Here is a 19169-nt window from a genome sequence, read left to right as displayed (position 1 = left end):
TGTTTACTCTTTGGAGGTGGCGACGCGGCCAGCAAAACCGGCAGCAACGCTGACTTTTTCGCTACGAGCCAGCCAGCGGTAGCAGCTCAGGCCGAGGAACACGCCGATAAACCAGCTGAAGTTGGCGACTTCATGCAGGGAAGGAATAAAGCTGATAGTCAGGCAGACGGCAACCGAAGGTACCAGGGCGATGATCGCTTTCGGGTTAAAGCCGTGGCTGTACCAGTAGCGGCCTTTCGGCGTGTCGTTAAACAGATCGTCGACGTGAATTTTACCGCCTTTCACCAGGTAGAAGTCCGCCAGCAGGATGCCGAACAGCGGCCCAATGAACGAGCCCAGCACATCCAGCGTGTAGTGGATAAGTTCCGGGGACTGGAACAGGTTCCACGGCGTCAGCAGCACAGAACCCACCGCGGCGATCATCCCACCCGCACGGAAGCTGATCTTCTGCGGGGAGCAGTTAGAGAAGTCGAACGCCGGAGAAACAAAGTTCGCCACGATATTGATCCCGATAGTCGCGGTGATCATCGTCAGCAGGCCAATCGCCATCGCGAGGCTGTTGCCGATATGGCTCACGGTTTCGATCGGGTCAGTGATCATCTTGCCAAACAGCGACTGAGTACCGGACACAATCACCACGGTGACAATAGAGAACAGCAGGAAGTTAAACGGCAGACCCCAGCGGTTGCCGCGGCGGATCTCATTCATGCTTTTACCGTAGCGAGAGAAGTCGCCGAAGTTCAGCAGCGGGCCGGAGAAGTACGACACCACCAGCGCGGTAGCGGTGATCATCTGCCACACCTGCTCGCCGGAGCTAAGCTGTTTGCTGGCTAAGGTAAAGGAGATCCCATCGAAACCGGTCTGATACAGGATCCAGCCTGCCAGCGCCATCATCACGATGTATACGGCGGGGCCCGCGATATCAATAAAGCGCTTAATCGCATTCATCCCGTGCCAGAACACCATCGCCTGCAGCACCCACATAATGCCGAAGCAGACCCAGCCGAGCTGAGACAGGCCGAGGAAGCTGACGCTGGTCATCGGCGCAAGCGTTGGCCAGAACTTCAACAGCACCAGCATTAATGCGTTAGCGGCCAGGTAAGTTTGTATCCCGTACCAGGCGAAGGCGATAAGCCCGCGGATCACCGCCGGAATATTCGCGCCGAAGACGCCGAAAGCCTGGCGGCAAATCACCGCGTAAGGCACGCCCGCCATCTGGCTGGGTTTGGCGACCAGGTTGGCACAAAACTGCACGATGCAAATCCCTGCCAGCAGGCAAATCAGTACCTGCCAGCTGGCAAGCCCGAGCGTAAAGAAGCTGGCTGCCACCACGTAGCCGCCCATGCTGTGTACATCAGACATCCAAAACGAAAAAATATTATACCAGGACCAAGTCTGGTGGCGGGTTGGGGCCAGATCATCGTTGCACAGGCGCGGGCTGTAGCCGGCGTTGGCACTCTCTTTCATGGCTGCTGCATTGTTCTCTATACCTGGCATGGGATCTGCTCCTATAAAAACAGAAGATGGATTACGTCTGCCATAGGTATTGCAGGAACCAGGCCAGGTTTGCATTTCTTGTATTCAATTATCAGTGATATTGTATACAAATAAAGAGTGCCTGGTGCTAACAGGAGAGGTGAATGAAGCGTGATTTCGGGGTGACAGCCCCAGCAGAACTGCATGATAAAGAAGCCGTGATCTGGCAATCGCTGATGACGGCGATGGTCGAACACCAGCTGCCGCCGGGCAGTAAACTGCCGGAAGAAGCGCTGGCGGACGTTTTTGGCATTAGCCGAACCGGGGTCCGTAAAGTCTTAACGCGCCTCGCAACGGTGCAAATGATCACCATGCTGCCCGGGCGTGGTGCATTTGTGGCCACGCCAGACGTCGAAGAATCAAAAGCGATCTTCCAGACCCGCTCCGTCCTTGAATGCGCCAACCTGCCTCATGTACTCGAGCATCTTCAGGCGCCGCACCTGGCCGCGCTGCGTAAAATCATCCAGCAGGAAGAAAAAGCGCACCGCGACGGAGACGGGCCGGCGGCCATCCGCCTTTCAGCGGCGTTTCATATTCAGCTGCAGGCTATCTCCGGCAATGCCGTGCTGACGGAAATGGTCACCAGTTTGACGCACCGCTCCTCGCTGGCGATCGCTGCCTGGGGCGCGCCGTGGCAGCGGGGCTGCCGCTGTGACGATCATGAACACCTAATCGATCTGCTGCGTAAAAAAGACATTGAACCGCTGACCCTGGCGATGCAGCACCACTTCGATCACATTGTTTCCAGCCTGCATTTTGAGCGCAGCGGTGAAACCACCCCAGACTTCGCCCGCCTCTTTGGCACCCGACAGGAATAACCATGCCCCAGCCTATTATTCAAGTGATCAACCCCAATACCAGCCAGGCAATGACGCACACCATTGCTGAAGCCGCGCGTAGCGTTGCGGCTCCCGGTACGCAAATCCTCACGACCTGCCCGGAGCAGGGCGTGGAGTCAATAGAAGGGCACTTTGACGAAGCCATTGCGGCCATCGGTGTGCTGGAACAAATTCAGCAGGGCAAAGCGCAGGGCGCGAGCGGGCATGTCATCGCCTGCTTTGGCGACCCTGGGCTGCTGGCGGCGCGTGAGATAGCCAGCGGGCCGGTGATTGGCATTGCCGAAGCGGCCATGCATATGGCCACGATGGTCGCCACCCGCTTCTCTATTGTCACCACGCTGCCGCGCACGGTGATCATTGCCCGCCATTTGCTGCGGCAATACGGCTTCGAGCATCACTGCGCGGCGCTGCATGCCATCGATCTGCCCGTGCTGGCGCTGGAAGACGGCACCGGGCTGGCCCAGCGCATGGTGCGTGAGCGCTGCATTCAGGCCAAAAAAGAAGACAACAGTGGGGCGATCGTGCTGGGCTGCGGCGGCATGGCAAACCTGGCGAAAGAGCTGACCGAAGAGATCGGCATCCCGGTCATCGACGGCGTCACCGCGGCGGTGAAGCTGGTGGAGTCGCTGGTTACGCTGGGGATCGGCACCAGCAAATTTGGCGATCTCGCTTATCCGAATAAAAAGCCGCTTTCCGGCTCTTTTGCTCGTCTGGGTTAAGGTTGAAGAGGCCAACTATGACGGAAGAACAAAAGTGTAATCGCTACCCTTTTACCGAAAACTACCCGCGCGATCTCGCCGGTTATGCCGGCAAGCCTCCCCATGCGCAGTGGCCGAACGGCGCGCGTATTGCGGTTCAGTTTGTCCTGAACTTTGAAGAAGGGGCGGAAAACAACGTGCTGCACGGCGACAGCGGCTCGGAACAATTTCTCTCCGACATCATCGGGGCGGCCAGTTTCCCGGACCGCCATATGTCGATGGACTCCCTGTACGAATACGGCTCCCGGGCAGGGTTCTGGCGTATTCACAATGAATTCCAGAAGCGCGGTCTGCCTCTGACGGTGTTTGGCGTCGCCATGGCGCTGGCCCGCAACCCGGAGATCGTGGCCGCGATCAAAGCCGCTGACTACGACGTGGTCAGCCACGGCTGGCGCTGGATCCATTATCAGAATATGGACGTTGCCACCGAGCGCCAGCACCTGCATCAGGCGATGGAAATCCTGGAGGATCTGTTCGGCTCCCGCCCGCTCGGTTGGTACACCGGGCGCGACAGCCCTAATACCCGCAGGCTGGTGGTTGAGCACGGCGGTATCCTGTACGACAGCGATTACTACGGCGACGATCTGCCTTTCTGGAGCAAAGTGGCCTGCGAAGACGGTAACACCAAACCTCACCTGATCGTGCCGTACACGCTGGATACCAATGATATGCGCTTCGCCACCGCGCAGGGGTTCAATACCGCAGAGCAGTTCTACACCTACCTGAAAGACAGCTTCGACGTACTGTATGAAGAAGGCGACACGGCGCCGAAGATGATGTCTATCGGCATGCATTGCCGCCTGTTAGGGCGACCGGGCCGCTTCCGGGCGCTGCAGCGTTTTCTGGATTACGTGCAGCAACATGAAGGGGTGTGGATTTGCAGAAGGCAGGACATTGCTGAGCATTGGGTGAAGACGCACCCTTTTGTTGAATGATGTTATTGGCCCTCCCATTCTTTTGTGGATGCCATTTTTATACAGATATATCTTTGAGGCTCGTTTCTGAGATATTTGTTACTTTGTTGCTGTTCCGTTCACCCGTATCTCTGCTTCCCCTGCACGTTCAGAGCACGGTGAACGTGTCAGGGAGATAACGCCATCTCCCTGACAACCCTGGCGCCCGGCGAGCTCATCGCCGCAGAAGCGGTAAACCCACCGGCTATCACCCAAACATTCGGGGTCGTTCGCGATTCGTTCCCGACGATCGCTCTCTTTCGCTGTTCCCGACAGCTCAACCCCGTCTGAGTTGGGTCATACCCGGGGGCGATGAGAGCCGGGGACAAATCTCCCCTCACCCCAGCCCTCTCCCCAAAGGGGCGAGGGAGAAAACAAAATCCACGGGAAACATTGTTTATTCCCTCTCCCTTCCAGGGAGAGGGTTAGGGTGAGGGTAAAAGAAGCCGAGACGTTGTGGCTGAGAGCGTCGGGAATGCATCTCAGGCGACCCAGGACTGGGAGATAAAACGGAGGTCTGCCGCTCACGCGGTCGATTTATTTCGCCGGGAGTCCGGGTTCTTAGGGGAGTGACGGTGACTCCCCTAAGATGTTCACCTGTATGGTGGCAACATATGAAGCGGTATTTAAGGTGAACGGAACACGACATGGGCTTTCATAAACAGAAGATTTTTATGGTGAAGAAACAGACTATCACCCCATTAAACTGACATGCGCCGCCACAATCTTCCAGCCTGAGGCAAACCGGACCCAGGTCTGCATCTGGCGGCCAATCTTATCGCTGCCTTCTCGGGTAAACTCAGTGCTCGCTACCGCGAGGTCGTCGCTGAAGGTGGTGATAACGGTATTTCTCAACTGGCGATCCAGCCCCTTCGGCGAACGCCCGTTGCGGAAAGCGCGGATCTGCTCAATGCCATAAAGGTTTTCCGTTGCGCCAAAACGCACGGTGCGAGCATCCTCCCAAAACAGCTCATCCAGAACGGCGACGTCATTGGTAATCAGCGCCTGCTCGTAGCGATAAAATGCCGTAGTGACTTCATTTAAAACGGCCGGGCGGTCGATATTATCTCGCATCATTTAACTTACCTTCGTCTGTAAAATACCCTGAGATTCCAGGCGGCGAGCGGCCTGTAAACACACGTCTTCCCGCCACGGTGCGGCAATTAATTGCACGCCAATCGGTAAACCGCTGGCCGCGACCAGCGGGGCGCTGACAACCGGTAATCCCAGGAAAGAGATTGGCTGCGTCAGGATCCCCATACTGGCTTTGACCGGGATATCTTGCCCGTTGATATGCATGGTTTGCTGCCCGATAAGCGTGGCGCAGCACGGCGTGGCGGGGGCAACAAGCAGATCAAAATGGTCAAACAGCGGCAGCGTGCGATCGCGCAACCAGGCCCGGAAGCGCTGAGCCTGGGTGTACCAGGCCGACGGCGTCATGGCCCCCGCCAGCAGGCGTTCGCGCGAGTTAGGTTCGAAGCGCTCAGGACTGGTTCGCAGTGCGGGCAGGTACTGATTTCCACCTTCGGCGGCGGTCAGCAAAAAAGCCGCCGAACGGGCGAGTTCGGCTTCCGGCATAGAAACTTTTTCCGTGGCCTGGAGCGCTTTGGCTACCCGGCTAACGGCTTCTTTGGCATCCGCGTCACACCAGCTTTCAAAGAAACCCTCCAGCACCGCCACGCGAAGCGGCGTATCACGCTCAAGCACTGCGCAAACCGGCTCAATGGCGCGCGAAGTCTGAAAAGGATCGCTACTGTCGTACCCTTGCAGCACATCGTAAACCGCTGCGACATCCTCCACGCTGCGAGCCAGCGGGCCAATATGGTCGAGGCTGGCGACAAAAGGATGGCTGCCGCCGCGCGACAGGCGACCAAAAGTCGGCTTCAGGCCGACCAGCCCGCAAAGCGAAGACGGAACGCGAATTGAGCCGTTGGTGTCGGTACCAAGAGTGAAATTCACCATGCCCGCGGCGACAGCTGCCGCTGAGCCGCCGGACGAGCCGCCCGCAATACGCGACAGATCGTGCGGGTTTTTGGTGGCTCCGTAATAACTGTTTTCCGTGGTGAAGCCGTAGGCATAGGCATCCATATTCAACGCCCCGCTGAGCATTCCACCCGCTTTTTGCAGCTGTGTAATAGCGAAGGCATCCTGGGATGCCGCGGGTTGTCCGGCAAACAGCTCCGCGCCTGAAAGGGTTGTTACGCCTTTAATATCGAAAAGATTTTTTACCGCGTAAGGCACGCCCGCGAGCGCTGGCAAAGGGCTGCCGCGACCGATCAGTTGGTCTACCGAGGTCGCCTCCTCCAGAAGACGATCCTGGGTGGTTTCCGTAAAAGCATTAAGCTGCGGGTTTCGCTGCTCAATCTTCGCCAGCGTTTGCCTGGCCAGTTCGGTAGCTGAAAAATCTTTGTCCCGCAGTCCCTGCTGGATCTGTCGGATAGAAAGAGTGGTCATAATGTATAGACTCCGGCGGTTTCCTGGCGGTCAGCAAGCGGGAAGGCCATCAGCGGTTCAGCCATGGCTGCAATGCGCGCCAGCTGGAATTCCAGCTCTTCACGGCGCTCATCGGTCAGCGGCACGGCAAGCAGTTGCTCCATCAGGGCAATGTAGTGCTGCCAGTCAAAAGAATATTGGTTCATTGGTATTTTCCTCAAAAGCCTGCGGCGCTGCCGTTGCTGCGCGGATCCCACGCACCTTCGAGCATGCCATTGGTATGTCTGACGATGGCGCCGGCATGGCCGACGATCTCGCTGAAGGCGGGTACTGTTTCTACCTCGTGTCCGAGGGCTTCAAGTGCGGTTACGGTGTCCTGGCTAAAGCGGCTTTCAAGCTTAAGGCTGTCGGAAATCAGCCCCCAGGTGCGGCCAAGCAGCCAGCGCGGGGCGCAAATCGCCTCCTGTAAATCGACGCCCTGCAGCACATAGCGGGTAAAGATTGTCGCCTGCGTCTGCGGTTGCCCGTCGCCGCCCATCGAGCCGTAAACCAGCGTCCTGCCGTCGGCGAGCCTGGCCGCTGCCGGGTTCAGGGTATGGAACGGCTTTTTGCCCGGCGCCAGCGCCAGCAGGTGCTCTGCATCAAGGCTGAAAGATGCCCCGCGGTTTTGCCACAGCACGCCGCTTTGGGGCAGCACAACTCCGCTGCCGAATTCGTGATAAATACTTTGAATAAACGACACGGCCAGGCCATTCCCGTCAATGACGCCCATCCAGACCGTGTCGCCGGGGCCTTTACCTTTGCCCCACGGGGCGGCGCTTTGGTCATCAATTTTTGCGGCCAGCAGATCCAGCGCCTCGGGATCTAACAGGTTTTGTATTGAGGTCGCGATCAGGCGCGGGTCGGTGATGTGCGTGTCGCGCAGCGCAAAGGCTTTTTTAGTGGCTTCCACGATGCGGTGTACGGTCTGAACTTCACTGGCGTTTGTCATCGACAGACGGTCGGTAATGCCGAGGATCGCCAGCGAGACCAGCCCTTGCGTAGGCGGTGCGAGATTAAAAACTTCCCCGGCCTGGTGCTCAAGCCGAAGCGGTTTGGTACGAGTTGCCCTGCACGCCGCCAGATCGGCAGCTGTGACCGGTATCCCCAGACCGGCCAGCTCTTCGGCAATGATTGAGGCCAGCGGGCCGCGATAAAAACTGTCCAGGCCTTCTACGGTCATTCGCGTCAGGGTCCTGGCCAGCCGGGGCTGCGTGAAACGACTCCCGGTCGCGGGCACTTCACCACGCTGCAGGAACGTGTCGGCAAAACCGGGAATATCAACCAGCTCGGCGTATTTGCTTTGCGTCGCGTTCGCCTGAGAGGCGGTGACCGGGATCCCGTCCGCCGCATAGCGAATAGCATCAGCCATCAGGCGGGAAAGCGGCATCTGCCCGCCGCCAAGCTCCAATGACACTTTCAGTGCTTCTGCCCAGCCGCTCAGCGTGCCGGGCACGGTCAACGCAGCGCGGGTGCCGCGATGGGGAATAGCGCGTTCTCCCCGGTAGAAATCCAGTGACGCCAGCGATCCGGCGGCCCCGCTGGCGTCGATGGCCACAGGTTCCCCCTCAGGCGGAACAATCAGCCAGAATCCATCCCCGCCTATACCGTTCATATGGGGATAAACCACCGCGATAGTGGCGGCTGCGGCGACCATCGCTTCAATGGCATCACCGCCCTGGCGCAGCACAGACAGCGCACTTTCAGAAGCCAGATGATGGGGCGTCACCGCCATGCCTCCGGGGGCCATATTGCTTTGCATATTTTTCTTCTCTTGCAGGAAATCCGCTCGGGTAGGGGAGTCAGAAGCAAGAGATGTTCCAGGTTGACGAGGATCGTTTCACTGTGTCAGGCTTTGATGAAACAAAAGTTACAGGAGTCGGCATGAAACAGTTAGACGAGCGGTTGCGGGCGTCATGGGCGCTCTTTTCCCCGCAGGAGCAGCGCGTGGCCTCGTTCATCGTTGACCACTTTGATGACTTGATCAGCTACAACAGCGCCGAGCTGGCGCGGCTTTCAGGCGTGTCCAAGGCCACCGTGAGCCGCCTGTTTAAGCGCTTAGGCTACGAACGCTACAAAGATATGCGCGAAGAGCTGCGGACCCTGCGCCAGAGCGGGATGCCGCTGACGGAAAACCGTGATGCCGTGCAGGGCAACACGCTGCTGGCACGTCATTACAAGCAGGAAATGGCGAACCTCACTCAACTGGTGAATCAGCTTGAAGCGGGCCCGTTTGCCGAAGTGGTCAATGCCCTTGTGATCGGAAAACGGCTGTTTATCATTGGGATGCGAAACTCCTGGCCGGTGGCGATGCACTTGCGCCAGCAGCTTTTGCAGGTGCGCAGCGGCGTACATCTGCTCCCGCAGCCGGGGCAGACGCTGGCGGAAGAGCTGGTGGATATCGGCCCGGAAGATTGCGTCGTCACCGTGGCGTTTCGCCGCAGGCCGCGCATTATCAAGCCACTGCTCACCAGTTTGCAGCAGCGCGGTATACCGCTGGTGGTGCTGAGCGAACCGGGTTCGGCGGTGCTGGCAAGTTATCCTGGCTGGCATTTGAGCTCGCCGCTCGACAGCGTTTCGGCGTTTGACAGCTACAGCAGCGCCATGAGCCTGGTGAATTTACTGGCTAACGCAGTGCTGCATGAATCATTGACCAGTGGGCGTCAGCGTATCCATAATATCGCTGAATTGTATACAGAGCTGGACGAGCTCGAACAGCGTTAATGCCCCTCGCCGGTGCAACTGCACAGTTCGGGTGAGCCAAAAGAGTTCATCGTTTTTACCCAAACCTGTTTTTCCGCGCTGGCTTAAGCCTGTCAGCCGGAAAAAATTTTGCCTGCGGCTGGCACATTAGTTGCAAAAGATGATTATAAGAATCTTTTGTTTCAATCTCAGACTCAAGGAATCGCCATGTTTGATATTCAGCAGTTTTCCCAGATCAACCCGCCGCACCGTTTGCTGATGGGGCCAGGCCCGATCAATGCCGATCCGCGCGTGCTGCGTGCCATGGCGAGCCAGCTTATCGGCCAGTATGACCCGGTGATGACGGGATATATGAATGAGGTGATGGTGCTGTACCGCGAGCTCTTCCGCACCGAAAACAAATGGACGATGCTGGTGGACGGCACTTCCCGCGCCGGGATCGAGGCCATTTTGCTGTCGGCTATTCGCCCTGGCGATAAAGTGCTTGTTCCAGTGTTTGGCCGTTTTGGTCACCTGCTGTGTGAGATTGCCCGCCGCTGCCGCGCCGAAGTGCACACCATTGAAGTGCCGTGGGGCGAAGTATTCAGCCCGCAGCAAATCGAAGACGCCATCAAAGCGGTAAAACCTCGCCTGCTGCTGACCGTGCAGGGCGATACTTCCACCACGATGCTGCAGCCGCTGGCCGAACTGGGCGAGATCTGCCGCCGCCACGGCGTGCTGTTCTACACCGATGCTACAGCATCGTTTGGCGGGAACGAACTGCTCACCGATGCCTGGGGACTGGATGCCGTTTCCGCCGGATTGCAGAAGTGCCTGGGCGGCCCGTCAGGCAGCTCACCGGTCACCCTTAGTCCGAAAATGGAAGAGGCCATTCGCCGCCGTAAATGTGTGGAAGAAGGCATTCGCACTGCCGCCCATCAGGACGGGGACGAAGAAATGATCTACTCCAACTACTTCGATCTGGGCATGATCATGGACTACTGGGGGCCGGAACGTCTGAATCACCACACCGAAGCGACGAGCATGCTGTTTGCTGCCCGTGAGTGCGCCCGCGTGATCCTGGAAGAAGGTCTGGACGTCGGTATTGCCCGTCATGAGCTGCACGGCAGGGCGATGGTGGCGGGGATCCAGGGCATGGGGCTGGAAACTTTCGGCGATCTTGACCACAAGATGAACAACGTCCTCGGCGTGACTATCCCGGCGCAGGTTCACGGCGAAGAGGTTCGTAAGCTGCTGCTGGAAGATTTCCATATCGAGATCGGCACCTCCTTCGGCCCGCTGCAGGGCAAAATCTGGCGCATCGGCACCATGGGCTACAACGCACGCAAAGATTGCGTCCTGCAAACGCTCACCGCGCTGGAAGCGGTGCTTAACCGTCTCGGCTTTAAAAGCGTGCAGGGTGAAGCGATGCAGGCAGCGTGGAACGTTTACGCGCAGGGGGCCCGCTAATGGGCGCGCCGCTTATGGATGCTAACTATGCCGCGGTAGCCGCCCAGCGCGTCATGGACAGGGCTGACCAGCTAGCTGCTATCAGCGAAATCGCGGGCCAGCTGACCCGGGTTTACCTTTCGGTGCAACATTTGCGGGCGAATCAGCTGGTCGCTGGCTGGATGGAACTGCTCGGCATGACGACCTGGCAGGACGCTGTCGGCAATATTTGTGGGCGTTACGAAGGCAGGCAAGAAGGCGCGCAGGCGATTTTGCTGGGGTCCCATCTTGATACGGTGCGCAATGCGGGCCGCTACGATGGGATGCTCGGCGTGCTGTGTGCCCTGGAAGTGGTCGCGTACCTTTATCAAAACAATATCCAGCTCGAGCAGGCCATCGAAATTGTCGGTTTTGGCGATGAAGAAGGCACCCGCTTTGGGATTACCCTGCTGGGGAGCCGAGGCATCACCGGCAGTTGGCCGGAGCATTGGCTGAGCTGTGAAGATGCCAGCGGCGTCAGCGTGGCGCAGGCCATGACGATTGCCGGTCTGGATCCGACGCGTATTGCCAGCGCGGAGCGGCCAAAAAGCGATTTCAGCGCTTACCTTGAGCTGCATATCGAGCAGGGACCGGTGCTGGAAGAGCAGGGACTTGCGCTGGGCGTGGTCACGGCCATTAACGGCGCCCGTCGCCTGAACTGCAGCTTTACCGGCCATGCGGGCCATGCGGGGACGGTGCCAATGGCGCTGCGCAAAGATGCGCTGGCCGCCGCTGCCGAATGGATGACCTTTATTGAATCCGCCACGCGCCGCCACGGCCCCGACGAAGTTGCCACGGTGGGAACGTTAAGCTGCGCGCCAGGCGCGGTGAACGTTATCCCTGGCGACGTTCAGCTTACGCTGGACATTCGCAGCCCGAGTGACGAAAGCCTGGCAAGTTTGTTAGGCCAGCTTCTTGCCGAAGGGGAAGCGATTGCCGCCCGTCGCGGCATGCAGTTTACCGCAGAAGCCTACTACGCTATTCCGGCCACGCCGTGTGATGCGGCGTTGCAGGCAACGCTAACGCAGGCGGTGAGCGAAGTTCAGGGGCGGAGCCTGTCGTTGCCAAGCGGCGCAGGGCACGACGCCATTGCCATCGCAGAGCGTTGGCCGAGCGCCATGCTGTTTGTTCGCTGCGAGAAGGGTATCAGCCATCATCCGGCGGAATCCGTCATTGAAAGCGACGTGGCCCTTGCCGTCCAGGCTTTGACTCGCGCCGTGACTGTGCTGGCGGAACAATAAAAAAACCGGCCTGAATGGGCCGGTTTCTTCATATCATGCTCACAGGCTGAAAGGATCGGCATCCTGCCAGGCCGGGAATTTCTCCCGGTACTCCCGCAGCGCAATCAGCGAAAGATCGGCATCAAGTCGTGCCGCCTGGTGAGGTTCAACGCTCGCCAGGATCTCGCCCTGCGGGCTGATGATCCGGCTGTCGCCCCGGTAATGGTGGCCGTTGCCGTCGGTGCCCACGCGATTGCAGCCTGCCACATAAGCCTGGTTCTCAATGGCGCGCGCCTGCAGCAGGCTTTGCCAGTGCAGCGAGCGCGGCGCGGGCCAGTTGGCGACGTACAGCGCCAGATCGTAGTCGTTGCGATTGCGGGACCACACCGGGAAGCGCAGGTCGTAGCAAACCAGCGGTAAAATACGCCAGCCCTTCCACTCGATAATCACGCGTTCTTCCCCGGCCTGGTAATGATGATGCTCATCGGCCATGCGGAACAGGTGGCGCTTATCGTAGAAATGTACTTTGCCGTCTGGCTGAACCAGCAGGAAGCGGTTCACCGGCCCGCGTTCGGTTTGCAGAGCGGCGCTGCCGGCGATCATCGCCTGCGTTTGCTGGGCTTTGAACTGCATCCAGTCAATCACTTCCTGTTCCGGCATTGACTGCACGGCGGCTTCCATCGCGAAGCCGGTGGTGAACATTTCCGGCAGAATAATCAGGTCACGTCCGCGCACGCCCTCCAGCAGCACATCAAAATGACGCAGGTTCGCGGCACCGTCCATCCAGACGAGCGGTTGTTGCAGAACGGAAACTTTCAGACCAGACACCATCGGCAGCCTCTTAGCAGAATATTTCATCCACTGTAGCACGAGAAAACGTGCTTTTGTTGGCAATAAAAAACCCCTCATAAGAGGGGTTAATGGTCAGGCGGCTTCAACCTTTCTGTGCTTTTCCGGCACCTTCACCGGCTGTGTCGCCAGCGCCTCCGGATCAAACTCATCCACGTTGATGCTGCGCAGGCGGCTGGCTTCCGCTTTGGTCAGAATCGCCGCTTCATCGGCGGTGATCTTGCCTTCACCCAGCAGCTGCTTCGCCAGCTCATCCAGGCGAGTGAACGGCAGATTGCGCTTCAGCTCTTTGCACACGCGCTGGTGGATTGGCTCGGCGGCCATAATATCCAGCAGAGCGGCTTCCAGCAGGCCAGCAGGGTTATGCTCGCTTGACGTCAGGTACTGACCGCGGCCAATACGCGACCGGGTTGCGGACGGCACCTGCAGGATTTTCGCCAGCTTGTGGTCCAGCACATCGGACGGCGCATCGTAGCGGCGACCCAGCGGGAAGATAACCAGCCGCAGCGTACCGGCCACAAAGCGGTTCGGGAAGTTGCGCAGCAGGTCATCAATCGCCTGTTCGGCCTGGAACAGCGCATCCTGCACGCCCCAGTGAACCAGCGGCAGATCGGCTTCGTTACGACCTTCATCTTCGTAGCGTTTCAGCACCGCCGTCGCCAGATAAAGCTGGCTCAGCACATCACCCAGGCGAGCAGATATACGCTCTCTGCGCTTCAGGCTACCGCCCAGCACGGCCATGGAGACATCCGACAGCAGCGCCAGGTTTGCGCTCAGGCGGTTGATGTACTGGTAGTAGCGTTTAGTTGCATCGCGGGTCGGCGTGCTGCTGCCGAGGCCGTTGGTCAGGCCCAGCCACAGGCTGCGCATTTTGTTGCTGCCCACGTGGCCGATGTGCTTGAACAGCAGCTTATCGAAAGCGTTCACGTCGTTATTCTGCGCCGCAGCCATCTCTTCCAGCACGTACGGATGGCAGCGAATTGCGCCCTGGCCGAAGATGATCATGCTGCGGGTCAGAATGTTGGCGCCTTCAACGGTGATGGCGATCGGCGCGCCCTGGTAAGCCCGGGCCACGAAGTTAGCGTCGCCGAGCATGATGCCTTTCCCGCCGACGATATCCATCGCATCAAGAATGGCGCGCTGGCCACGGTGGGTACAGTGGTACTTAACAATCGCAGACAGTACGGCGGGTTTCTCACCGAGCACGATGCCGTAGGTAATTAAAGAAGCTGCAGCATCCATGACATACGCGTTACCGGCGATGCGTGCCAGCGGCTCTTCAATCCCTTCCATTTTGCCGATAGAGATTTTGAACTGACGGCGGATATGCGCGTAAGCACCCGTTGCCATCGCCACGGATTTCAGGCCGCCGGTAGCGTTCGACGGCAGGGTAATGCCGCGACCCACGGACAGGCACTCAACCAGCATACGCCAGCCTTGACCGGCCATTTTTGGGCCACCGATAATAAAGTCGATAGGCACAAAGATGTCGTTCCCACGGGTTGGGCCGTTCTGGAACGGCACGTTCAGCGGGAAGTGACGTTTGCCGATTTCCACGCCAGGGGTGTGGGTTGGGATCAGCGCACAGGTAATGCCGAGGTCTTCTTCACCGCCGAGCAGGCGTTTCGGGTCAGACAGTTTAAACGCCAGGCCCAGTACGGTGGCGATAGGGGCGAGCGTGATATAGCGTTTGTTCCAGGTCAGGCGCATACCGAGCACCTGTTCACCCTGCCATTCCCCCATGCAAACCACGCCGCTGTCCGGGATGGCACCGGCATCGGAACCGGCTTCCGGGCTGGTCAGCGCGAAGCAAGGAATTTCCAGGCCGCGGGCCAGGCGTGGCAGGTAGTGATCTTTTTGCTCTTCGGTGCCGTAGTGCTGCAGCAGTTCGCCCGGGCCTAAGGAGTTAGGCACGCCGACGGTAATCGCCAGGATCCCGGAAACGCCGGACAGTTTTTGCAGCACGCGAGCCTGAGCATAGGCTGAGAACTCGAGGCCGCCGTACTCTTTCTTGATGATCATCGCGAAGAAGCGATGTTCTTTCAGGTAAGCCCACAGTTCAGGAGGCAGGTCGGCCAGCTCATGGGTGATCTGGAAGTCGTTCGCCATGCGGCAGGCTTCTTCCACCGGGCCATCAAGGAAAGCCTGTTCTTCTGCGGTCAGCTTTGGCTGCGGGTAGTTATGCAACTTTTGCCAGTCCGGCTTGCCGCGGAACAGATCGCCTTCCCACCAGGTCGTCCCGGCGTCGATGGCTTCTTTTTCGGTGCGGGACATCGGCGGCATGACTTTGCGGAAGCCACGGAAGATCGGTGCGGAGATCAGCGATTTACGCAGCGGCGTGACCAGCAGCGGCACCAGAATTACCGCCAGCGGAACCAGCACCCAGAAAGACCAGATGCCAGCGAAGCCCAGCGCGGCGGTCCACGCGAGCAGAAGCACGCTGCTAAGCAGCAGATTTGCCTGGTGATAGAACAACACACCCAGCAGAACAACGGTAAGGACAATGCTTAAAATCAACATAAAGAAAGCTCCCTTGCTTGTAGGAGGTCTGACCACTTGTGATGTATTGGTTGTAGTGGATGTTGCTTTCTTTAGCAATATGTTTACAAAATAATTACAACCTCGCTCACATTGTTGCCGCACTTCCAGGGAAAACCCCGGCTTTACACGCGGGGTTACGCTTCTCGCTTTCGGCGCTATCCGGTACACTGCGGGATGTGAAATTCACTCAAACCTCAAGGACCTCCTCATGTACCAGGATCTTATTCGTAGTGAGCTCAATGAAGCGGCGGAAACGCTGACTAACTTCCTTAAGGATGAAGCCAACATTCATGCCATCCAGCGCGCAGCGGTGCTGCTGGCAGACAGTTTCAAAGCGGGCGGCAAAGTACTGTCCTGCGGGAACGGTGGCTCACACTGCGATGCTATGCACTTTGCGGAAGAGTTAACGGGCCGCTATCGTGAGAACCGCCCGGGCTATCCGGCGATCGCGATTTCTGACGTGAGCCATATCTCCTGCGTCAGCAACGATTTTGGCTACGACTATGTCTTCTCTCGCTACGTTGAAGCCGTTGGCCGCGAAGGCGACGTGCTGCTGGGGATCTCCACGTCCGGCAACTCCGGCAACGTCATCAAAGCGATTGAAGCTGCCCGCGCGAAAGGCATGAAAGTCATTACCCTGACCGGCAAAGACGGCGGCAAAATGGCCGGTACGGCAGACATCGAAATTCGTGTGCCGCACTTTGGCTATGCGGACCGCATTCAGGAAATTCACATCAAAGTGATCCACATCCTGATCCAGTTAATCGAAAAAGAAATGGTTAAAGCTTAGCCCGTAATGCCCCAGCTCCTCCCGGAGCAGGGGCATTCGTTGTGGGAGAGAAGAGATGTGCGAATTGCTCGGGATGAGTGCCAACGTACCGACGGATATCTGTTTTAGTTTTACCGGACTGGTGCAGCGCGGAGGCGGAACAGGCCCCCATAAAGACGGCTGGGGTATAACCTTCTACGAAGGGAAAGGCTGCCGCACGTTTAAAGATCCGCAGCCGAGCTTTAACTCGCCCATCGCCCGCCTCGTCCAGGATTACCCAATTAAATCCTGCTCGGTTATTGCGCATATTCGCCAGGCAAACCGCGGCAAGGTTGCGCTGGAAAACACCCATCCGTTCACCCGCGAACTGTGGGGCCGCAACTGGACCTATGCCCATAACGGGCAACTCAAGGGCTATCGCACGCTGGAGACGGGGACGTTCCGCCCGATTGGCGAAACGGACAGCGAGCAGGCGTTCTGCTGGCTGCTGCACAAACTCACGCAGCGTTACCCGCGCACGCCGGGCAATATGGAAGCGGTGTTCCGCTACATCACTGAACTGGGCGCAGAGCTTAGAGAAAAGGGCGTGTTTAACATGCTGTTGTCGGACGGGCGCTACGTGATGGCGTTTTGCTCGACGAACCTGTTCTGGATCACCCGCAGAGCGCCATTCGGTGTCGCTAAGCTGCTTGATCAGGACGTGGAAATTGATTTTCAGGAAGAGACCACACCGAACGATGTGGTCACGGTCATCGCAACTCAGCCGCTGACCGCCAACGAAACCTGGCACAAAATTGAGCCAGGCAAGTCGGCGTTATTTTGCCTCGGTGAGCTTATAGTTTGAAGCCAGCTGCGGTTGAACTGGCGTCATCACGGCAGGTTTGCTGATGACGTAGTTCCCGCTGACCACGGCCACGCCCGGTGGCTGATGGTTAGCCGCGAAGTAGTCATAGCCCGGTTTCAGCTCTTTCCAGAAGTTGATGTAGGTGGAGTACTTGTGGCGTTCCATATTGGCGTCGGTCATGCGGAACGGGAAGATACTCACCTGCACGCGCGGCTGGCCAAACACCAAAGCCCCGGTCACAAACTGGAAGATTTCGTCGATGCCGGAGTCGGTCATTGCATAACAGCCAATCGACACGCAGGCGCCGTGAATCATCAGGTATTTCCCTTCATAGCCGTGAGCGCGGTCAAATTCATTCGGGAAGCCGATATTAATGGCTTTATAGAAGCGGCTGTCCGGTTTTAACTGACTGCGATCAACGCTATAAAACCCTTCCGGGCTTTTAAAATCGCCCTGACGCTGTTTTGGCCCCAGGCCGCCGGAATAGTTACAGATGCGGTAACTGTTGAGGAGCTGGTACTGCTCGCCCATCTTCACCCACAGTTCCAGGGTGCGCTCTTCTTTAAAGATTTGAATATAAACCGGGGAGCCCATTAGCTGCTGTCTGCTATCTTTGCCGACAGGGGCGGCGACACCGCTGCTGTTAAGCAGGCTGGCGAAAGAGAAAAACGGCATAGAGAGCATCGCAATAATCAGTGCGATCTTACGCATACTGCTTGATTCCTTGATAAACCTGAAACTAACAGCCAGGACGGCTAAAGGGACCCGAAATCAGAAAATTCTGTACAGGATTGCGCTCACATTAGCATCGTGGCTAATTTTCGCAAGCGCCAGACGCGGGCGTTTACACATTTTATTGGAATCAATTGGAGTTTTTGCGGTATGTCACTTTATGCCCGAGGTGATGCCACTCGCAGGGAAAGATTTGGTGGCCTGCGACAATTTCCTCATTTTGAAAATTAGCTGTATACTTATCCAGTGTTATTTTTCTGGTTGAGTGGGTATGCGCAAAATCATTCATGTCGATATGGACTGCTTTTTTGCCGCCGTTGAGATGCGTGATAATCCGGCCCTGCGCGATATTCCTCTCGCTATTGGCGGCAGCGCCCAGCGGCGAGGCGTGATCAGCACGGCGAACTATCCCGCCAGAAAATACGGCGTGCGCAGCGCGATGTCGACCGCGATGGCGCTAAAACTCTGTCCGCATCTCACGCTATTGCCGGGCCGGTTCGACGCCTATAAAGAAGCCTCCAACCATATTCGTGAAATCTTCTCCCGCTATACCCCGCTGATCGAACCCTTGTCGCTGGATGAAGCTTATCTGGACGTTACGGACAGCGAACACTGCCAGGGCTCGGCCACGTTGATAGCCCGCCAAATTCGCCAGTCCATTGCCGACGAACTGAACCTGACCGCCTCAGCTGGCATTGCGCCGATAAAGTTTCTGGCAAAGATTGCCTCCGACCTCAATAAACCCAACGGCCAGTATGTCATTACGCCCGAACAGGTACCGGACTTTTTAGCGACGCTACCGCTTGGGAAAATTCCCGGCGTGGGCAAAGTCACGGTGGCAAAGCTGGAAACGCTCGGTCTGCGAACCTGCGCTGACGTGCAAAATGCTGACCTGGCCATGTTGTTAAAACGCTTTGGGAAATTTGGCCGGGTGCTGTGGGAGCGTAGCCAGGGCATTGATGAGCGCGAGATCAGTAACGATCGTCAGAGAAAGTCGGTGGGGGTAGAGCGGACGCTCGCGGAAGACATTCATGAATGGCCAGAATGCGAAGAGATTATTGAACGCCTGTACCCGGAGCTTGAGAGGCGACTTGCCAAAGAGCGGGCCGACCTGCGTATCGCCCGGCAAGGCATCAAGCTGAAGTTTAATGACTTTCAGCTGACGACCCAGGAGCACGTCTGGCCGAAGCTGAACAAAGAAGACCTGATCGCCACCGCCCGTAAAACATGGGAAGAGCGGCGGGGAGGGCGCGGCGTCCGGCTGGTGGGGCTGCATGTGACGCTGCTCGACCCGCAACTGGAGAGGCAACTGCTGCTGGGGTTGTGAATAAGACCCTCATCCCGGCCCTCTCCCTGTAGGGGAGAAGGGGAAAAACACATTTCGCTGAAAGTAAGGTGGACAAAGAAGGTCTCCTCTCTATTTGAGAGAAAGCGTCAGGGAGAAAGAGGAGCGTATGAAAGTAAGGCAGATAAAGAAAATCCCCTC

17 protein-coding genes are annotated in these 19169 nt (G+C 57.8%); 9 read left to right on the top strand and 8 right to left on the bottom strand.

What is annotated here, in order from left to right:
- Positions 1-3: 3 nt before the first annotated feature.
- Positions 4-1497, bottom strand: coding sequence for an NCS1 family nucleobase:cation symporter-1 (locus tag F3J28_RS12780; RefSeq protein WP_166876430.1), 1494 nt, complete (start codon positions 1495-1497; stop codon positions 4-6).
- A 143-nt stretch (positions 1498-1640) separates the two neighbouring features.
- Between F3J28_RS12780 and F3J28_RS12775 the strand changes: the two genes are divergently transcribed.
- The 3 genes from F3J28_RS12775 to puuE are packed head-to-tail and all read left to right on the top strand — an operon-like array spanning position 1641 to position 4068.
- The gene (locus F3J28_RS12775; protein WP_166876428.1) at positions 1641-2354 is read left to right on the top strand and encodes a GntR family transcriptional regulator; all 714 of its coding nucleotides are present in this window, start codon (positions 1641-1643) and stop codon (positions 2352-2354) included.
- A 2-nt stretch (positions 2355-2356) separates the two neighbouring features.
- Positions 2357-3094, top strand: a complete 738-nt coding sequence (locus tag F3J28_RS12770; protein WP_166876425.1) for an aspartate/glutamate racemase family protein — start codon at positions 2357-2359, stop codon at positions 3092-3094.
- Positions 3095-3111: 17 nt separating this feature from the next.
- Positions 3112-4068 carry an allantoinase PuuE gene (gene puuE / locus F3J28_RS12765; RefSeq protein WP_166876423.1) on the top strand — a complete coding sequence of 319 codons (957 nt, stop codon included), beginning with the start codon at positions 3112-3114 and terminating at the stop codon, positions 4066-4068.
- Positions 4069-4779: 711 nt separating this feature from the next.
- Here the strand turns inward: puuE and hpxZ are convergent.
- From hpxZ to F3J28_RS12745, 4 genes are read right to left on the bottom strand one after another with little or no spacing between them, the layout of a single operon-like run.
- Positions 4780-5163: an oxalurate catabolism protein HpxZ gene (gene hpxZ, locus F3J28_RS12760; protein WP_166876419.1), complete on the bottom strand. Its 384-nt coding sequence runs from the start codon at positions 5161-5163 to the stop codon at positions 4780-4782.
- Positions 5164-6540 carry an AtzE family amidohydrolase gene (locus F3J28_RS12755; RefSeq protein ID WP_166876416.1) on the bottom strand — a complete coding sequence of 459 codons (1377 nt, stop codon included), beginning with the start codon at positions 6538-6540 and terminating at the stop codon, positions 5164-5166. It lies immediately after the preceding gene.
- Complete coding sequence (gene hpxX / locus F3J28_RS12750) at positions 6537-6725, bottom strand: oxalurate catabolism protein HpxX (RefSeq protein ID WP_166876414.1); 189 nt, start codon at positions 6723-6725, stop codon at positions 6537-6539. Before hpxX ends, F3J28_RS12755 begins: the two co-directional genes overlap by 4 nt.
- A gap of 11 nt (positions 6726-6736) precedes the next feature.
- Entirely contained in the window at positions 6737-8320 is a 1584-nt protein-coding gene (locus tag F3J28_RS12745; protein WP_166876411.1) for a gamma-glutamyltransferase family protein, read from the bottom strand.
- A gap of 122 nt (positions 8321-8442) precedes the next feature.
- Between F3J28_RS12745 and F3J28_RS12740 the strand changes: the two genes are divergently transcribed.
- The 3 genes from F3J28_RS12740 (at position 8443) to hpxK (ending at position 11969) form a co-directional block, all read left to right on the top strand.
- Positions 8443-9282: a MurR/RpiR family transcriptional regulator gene (locus F3J28_RS12740; protein ID WP_166876409.1), complete on the top strand. Its 840-nt coding sequence runs from the start codon at positions 8443-8445 to the stop codon at positions 9280-9282.
- A 186-nt stretch (positions 9283-9468) separates the two neighbouring features.
- Entirely contained in the window at positions 9469-10710 is a 1242-nt protein-coding gene (locus F3J28_RS12735) for a pyridoxal-phosphate-dependent aminotransferase family protein (RefSeq protein WP_166876406.1), read from the top strand.
- Positions 10710-11969 (top strand): allantoate amidohydrolase, encoded by a 1260-nt coding sequence (gene hpxK, locus F3J28_RS12730; protein WP_166876404.1) that lies wholly within the window; start codon positions 10710-10712, stop codon positions 11967-11969. Before F3J28_RS12735 ends, hpxK begins: the two co-directional genes overlap by 1 nt.
- A 39-nt stretch (positions 11970-12008) precedes the next feature.
- Here the strand turns inward: hpxK and F3J28_RS12725 are convergent, their stop codons facing one another.
- On the bottom strand, positions 12009-12776 hold the full coding sequence (locus F3J28_RS12725; RefSeq protein ID WP_008457303.1) for an amidohydrolase: 768 nt from the start codon (positions 12774-12776) through the stop codon (positions 12009-12011).
- A 96-nt stretch (positions 12777-12872) separates the two neighbouring features.
- Positions 12873-15317, bottom strand: a complete 2445-nt coding sequence (gene fadE, locus F3J28_RS12720) for an acyl-CoA dehydrogenase FadE (RefSeq protein WP_166876401.1) — start codon at positions 15315-15317, stop codon at positions 12873-12875.
- 229 nt (positions 15318-15546) lie between these two features.
- Between fadE and lpcA the strand changes: the two genes are divergently transcribed.
- Positions 15547-16128 carry a D-sedoheptulose 7-phosphate isomerase gene (gene lpcA, locus F3J28_RS12715; protein WP_008457307.1) on the top strand — a complete coding sequence of 194 codons (582 nt, stop codon included), beginning with the start codon at positions 15547-15549 and terminating at the stop codon, positions 16126-16128.
- Between the two features lie 55 nt (positions 16129-16183).
- Entirely contained in the window at positions 16184-16951 is a 768-nt protein-coding gene (locus F3J28_RS12710; protein ID WP_008457309.1) for a class II glutamine amidotransferase, read from the top strand.
- Here the strand turns inward: F3J28_RS12710 and dpaA are convergent.
- Entirely contained in the window at positions 16922-17662 is a 741-nt protein-coding gene (dpaA, locus tag F3J28_RS12705; RefSeq protein WP_039300629.1) for a peptidoglycan meso-diaminopimelic acid protein amidase, read from the bottom strand. The two genes, F3J28_RS12710 and dpaA, sit on opposite strands and share 30 nt — an antisense overlap.
- Positions 17663-17954: 292 nt before the next feature.
- On the opposite strand from dpaA, the gene dinB reads away from it, so the two are divergent.
- On the top strand, positions 17955-19010 hold the full coding sequence (gene dinB / locus F3J28_RS12700; protein ID WP_166876399.1) for a DNA polymerase IV: 1056 nt from the start codon (positions 17955-17957) through the stop codon (positions 19008-19010).
- Positions 19011-19169 lie beyond the last annotated feature (159 nt).

The organism is Enterobacter sp. Ap-1006 (assembly GCF_011752835.1).
In the GTDB taxonomy this organism is placed as follows: domain Bacteria; phylum Pseudomonadota; class Gammaproteobacteria; order Enterobacterales; family Enterobacteriaceae; genus Cedecea.
The sequence above is the reverse complement of the archived record's forward strand: the minus strand, read 5'-3'. Positions and strand labels throughout refer to the sequence as shown.